Source organism: uncultured Cetobacterium sp., from assembly GCF_947039425.1.
Taxonomy (GTDB): Bacteria; Fusobacteriota; Fusobacteriia; order Fusobacteriales; family Fusobacteriaceae; genus Cetobacterium_A.
The window spans coordinates 1-4,147 of sequence record NZ_CAMQYW010000176.1; the positions used below are offsets into that span (position 1 = coordinate 1).

The 4,147-nt window shown below is 25.9% G+C and carries 6 protein-coding genes; 4 read left to right on the top strand and 2 right to left on the bottom strand.

What is annotated here, in order from left to right; all coding sequences use genetic code 11:
- Window positions 1–11: 11 nt before the first annotated feature.
- Together Q0V09_RS08545 and Q0V09_RS08550 are read right to left on the bottom strand one after the other, a co-directional pair.
- Window positions 12–890, bottom strand: a complete 879-nt coding sequence (locus tag Q0V09_RS08545) for a carbohydrate ABC transporter permease (RefSeq protein ID WP_297488544.1) — start codon at window positions 888–890, stop codon at window positions 12–14.
- A 20-nt stretch (window positions 891–910) separates the two neighbouring features.
- Entirely contained in the window at window positions 911–2,140 is a 1,230-nt protein-coding gene (locus Q0V09_RS08550; RefSeq protein ID WP_297488547.1) for an extracellular solute-binding protein, read from the bottom strand.
- Window positions 2,141–2,360: 220 nt separating this feature from the next.
- Here Q0V09_RS08550 and eutS point away from each other — a divergent pair, with 220 nt between their 5' ends.
- The 4 genes from eutS to Q0V09_RS08570 all read left to right on the top strand — a co-directional run.
- Entirely contained in the window at window positions 2,361–2,702 is a 342-nt protein-coding gene (gene eutS / locus Q0V09_RS08555) for a BMC domain-containing protein (protein ID WP_297488559.1), read from the top strand.
- Between the two features lie 2 nt (window positions 2,703–2,704).
- Window positions 2,705–3,133 carry a EutP/PduV family microcompartment system protein gene (locus Q0V09_RS08560; protein ID WP_297488551.1) on the top strand — a complete coding sequence of 143 codons (429 nt, stop codon included), beginning with the start codon at window positions 2,705–2,707 and terminating at the stop codon, window positions 3,131–3,133.
- A complete protein-coding gene (locus Q0V09_RS08565) occupies window positions 3,130–3,717 on the top strand; it encodes a response regulator (protein WP_297488554.1) in 588 nt (195 codons plus the stop codon). Before Q0V09_RS08560 ends, Q0V09_RS08565 begins: the two co-directional genes overlap by 4 nt.
- On the top strand, window positions 3,710–4,147 hold a 438-nt coding region (locus Q0V09_RS08570; protein WP_297488557.1), incomplete at its 3' end, for a histidine kinase N-terminal domain-containing protein. The genes Q0V09_RS08565 and Q0V09_RS08570, both read left to right, overlap by 8 nt.

Below are 4,147 nucleotides of genomic sequence, written 5' to 3' on the forward strand. Positions count from 1 at the left end.
TAATTTTTTTTTTAAATAATGTCATCTTTAGCTCCTTTTTGTAAAATAAGAATATATATATATCCTAATATTCCAGTAGCAAGCATTATGATATATGTAATAGAGCTTCCATAACCAATATTTAAAAATGAAAAAGTTTGATTATAGTTATAAATAATTAAAGTTTCATTAAGAGTTCTATAACCGACTAAGGATATTATTTCATCAAATACATTAATTGAATTTAAAGTAAAATTACATAAAATCACTCCAATAGTAGGAAGAATAAAAGGTAATGTTATATATTTAAATTTCTCAAATGTATTTGCTCCATCAATTGAAGCAGCTTCATATAAACTTTTAGGAATGGCTTGTAAATTAGTTAGTATAAGTATAGCACTAAAAGGGATTACTCTCCAAGAGACAATAATCCCAATGATAAATAAAGTGCTATATCTATTATTTAACCACGTTAAGGGTTCAGTTACTATGTGTAAATTATAAAATATTTTATTAATTAAGCCAATTTCTGGATAAAAAATAAATTTCCATATAAGACCATTTACAACAGGAGGTAAAGCCCAAGGAATAATAGCAATTCCTGTTAAAAGTCCAGTTATTTTTGTTTTTTCTTTTAATAAAAAGGCAACAAAAAAGCTTCCTATAAGTCCTAGAATAATAACGATGAAAATAATAATTGATGTATTGAATAGAGCTGAATAAAACTCAGAACTACTTAAAATATCAATATAATTTTTAAAATAAATAAATTTTTGTTCATTTAATCTAGTTAATTTAAAATAGTGTAAACTGTAAAAAAATGTTAAACAAATAGGATAAAAAACAAAAGTTAATAGTATTAAAATTCCAGGAAAAATAGAAAAATAGCCTAATTTTTTTTGATTATTCATTTTCTACTCCTAAATAAGTTTTAGTTATTTTTTATAAGGTTATTTATCTTTGTATTCATTTCATCGAATGCTGCATTTGGAGTTATTTCTCCACTAGCCATTTTATTAATTGCATTTGATATAGTTTTGCTCATTTCACCGTAATAGTCAGGAACTCCATTTGGGAATGGTGATTTTACAAGTTTTGCAGTTTCCATTAAAGCCCCTGCATTTTTAATATCTCCATTAACGATTAAATCATTTAACACTGAAGTTCTTGTAGGAATTGTATTTAGATTATTATATAATTCTTTTTGTATTTTTTTTGAAGTATACCATTTTACAAATTTTTGAGCAGCTTCTTTATTTTTAGAAAAAGAAGACACTCCAAGAGCTTCAGTTAAAGCCATAGTTTGTTTAGCAGTTGTTTTTTCCCCTGGTGGTAAAACAATTTGAATATCTCCAATAACTTGAGATTGAGTTTTATCATAAGCTCTTGATATAAATGAAGTAGGTCCTATCATATAAGCACTATCTCCACTTAGAAGTTGTCTATAAGTATCTATATCTTTCATATTTAGGTTAATTGGATTTATTAATTTATTTTGAACACAGTTATTTATAAAATTTAAAGTTGTTAAGATATTTTCTTTATTTAAACTACCATTATCATTAAATACTTTTCCATCTCTTAAAAAAGTTATCCAAATTAAAGCAGTTGTTGTTCCTTCAGTGGCATTTAAAGGCAATGTATATGGATAAGCTAATATTTTTTTATCTTTGAAATAATTCATTTGTTTTTCAAGTTCATTCCATGTCTTAGGAGGATTAAGGTCAGCTTTTTTATATAATTCCGTATTATAATAAGCTGTTCTAAAATCATTAGCATATGGAACTGCAAGAATTTTATTATTAATTGTAAATGTAGATAGACTAGGAATATCTTTAATCGTTTTTTCGTCTAAAGATAAAGGCTCTAACCAACCAGCACTTTTAAATTCTCCAATCCATGACCAGTCAACTTCAATTACATCTGCCGCGGCTTTTTTTCCTGTTGCAGCAATGGCCACCTTATTTTTAATATCATCCCAAGAAACAGAATCAATATTAACTTTAATACCAGATTCAGCTTGAAAATTATTTAACATAGTTTCAGTTGGAACTCCCCAAGCTGGAACCATAAGAGTAATTGAATTTGAATTTTTTTTGTTACAAGAAACTAAAAAAAATAGACAAATCATTAAAAATGTAGAAGTAATTATTTTTTTCATTTTTCCTCCCATAAAACTATTAATTTAAATTGATTTTAAATCAATATATTCTATCATATTACAGTAATAAATTATATAAAATAATAGTTAAAATTGTAGTATTAAAATAGATATTAATGTATTGATTTTAAGTTCAAAATAAAATAAATTTGAAATATTGTGAAAAATATGATTAAATTATGTACATAATATACAAATACAAGAGGTGATGATTGGAAAAATGGAAAAACAAAGAATGATTCAAGAATATGTACCAGGAAAACAAGTAACTTTAGCACATTTAATAGCCCATCCGAATGTGGATATATATAAGAAGTTGGGATTAAATTTAGAAAATAAAAATGCTATAGGAATATTGACAATAACTCCAGGAGAAGCTTCAATAATTGCTGCTGATATAGCAACAAAAGCTGGAGAGGTTGAAATCGGATTTTTAGATAGATTTAGTGGAACGGTTGTAATTACAGGAGATGTTTCAAGTATAGAAGGATCATTAAATTCAGTGATGGACTTTTTAAGTAATACTTTAAAGTTTTCAATAACAGTTGTTACGAGGTCATAAGTATGAAAATTATGTTAGTAGGAAGAACAGGATGTGGAAAAACAACTTTAACTCAAAGATTAAACAAAGAAGTTGTTAAGTATAAAAAAACACAAATGGTATCTTATGAGGGAGATATTATTGATACTCCAGGAGAATATATTGAAAATAAAGGCTATTACAGAGCTTTAAATGTTATATCTATGGATGCAGATATCATTATTCTTATTCAGTCATCTTTAGATGATCAGACTCTATTTCCACCAAATTTTGCATCAATGTTTAATGGGAAAAAAATATATGGAGTAATTACAAAAATAGATATAGATGAAAATATAGAGCAAAGTGAAAGTGATTTAAGAAATGCAGGAGCAACAGAGATATTTAAAATTGGATTGGAAAAAATAGGTGATTTTCATAAACTTAAAGAAAAACTTGGGGTGATAATGTGAGTGAAAAAAGAACTATAGTAATAGCTGAAGATGACTCGTTAATTAGAATGGATATGGTTGAAATTCTAAAAGATAATGGGTATATAGTATTAGCAGAAGCAAAGGATGGACTAGAAGCTGTTGAATTTGCAAAAAAACATAATCCAGATATTTTACTTTTAGATATAAAGATGCCTTTTCTTTTAGGAACTAAAGTTGCAAAAGTTTTAAAAGAGCAGGGATATAAAGGGTGTATTATTATGCTTACAGCATATAGTATTGAAGAATATATTCAAGAGGCGACTAATAATAATGTTTCAGGTTATTTGATAAAACCTCTTGATGAAAAAATTCTTATTTCACAAATGAATCTTTTTTATAAAAATTATAAAGAAAAAGAAACTTTACAAGTAGAATTGAAAAAAAATGAACAAAAATTAAAAGATAGAATAGTTATAGATAAAGCTAAAGGAATACTAATGGATAAGTATAATCTAAGTGAAAGTGAGGCTTATAATAAAATTAGAAAAACAAGTATGGAAAAGAGAATGACTCTTATAAATTTAGCTGAAATAATAAATTCAACAGAAGGTTTTTATGATTAGAAATTATTGTAGAGTATGTTCAACATTGACAAGTAGTGATATTGATAAAATTCAGAAGTTAGAAGAAACAGCATCTATTTTAGGTACGATTTTAAATTCTGATGTATTTATAGATTGTCTAACAAAAGATAAAAATAAAGCTATGGTAGTTTATCATTATAGACCACAAGATAAAAGTTTATATAGTAAAGGAATTGATGGAGAAATTGCTCACTCAAAAAATGAACCAGCAGTTTTCAGAACTCTTTTAACAGGAATGCCTTCAAAAAATTATAAAGCAATAAATCAAGAGGGACAATCAGTTTTTCAAAATGTAGTATCAATAAAAAATGATAGTAATGAAATTATAGGGGCTTTAATAATAGAGTATTTTACAGAAAATAAAAGTATGTCTATATTTGAAAATTTTGATAAAACAGCTGGGAATATA

Bases quoted from the DNA above. Each gene is read 5' to 3' on its own strand.
- Q0V09_RS08545 (WP_297488544.1), bottom strand. From the start codon at position 890: ATGAATAATCAAAAAAAATTAGGCTATTTTTCTATTTTTCCTGGAATT.
- Q0V09_RS08550 (WP_297488547.1), bottom strand. From the start codon at position 2,140: ATGAAAAAAATAATTACTTCTACATTTTTAATGATTTGTCTATTTTTT.
- eutS (WP_297488559.1), top strand. From the start codon at position 2,361: ATGGAAAAACAAAGAATGATTCAAGAATATGTACCAGGAAAACAAGTA.
- Q0V09_RS08560 (WP_297488551.1), top strand. From the start codon at position 2,705: ATGAAAATTATGTTAGTAGGAAGAACAGGATGTGGAAAAACAACTTTA.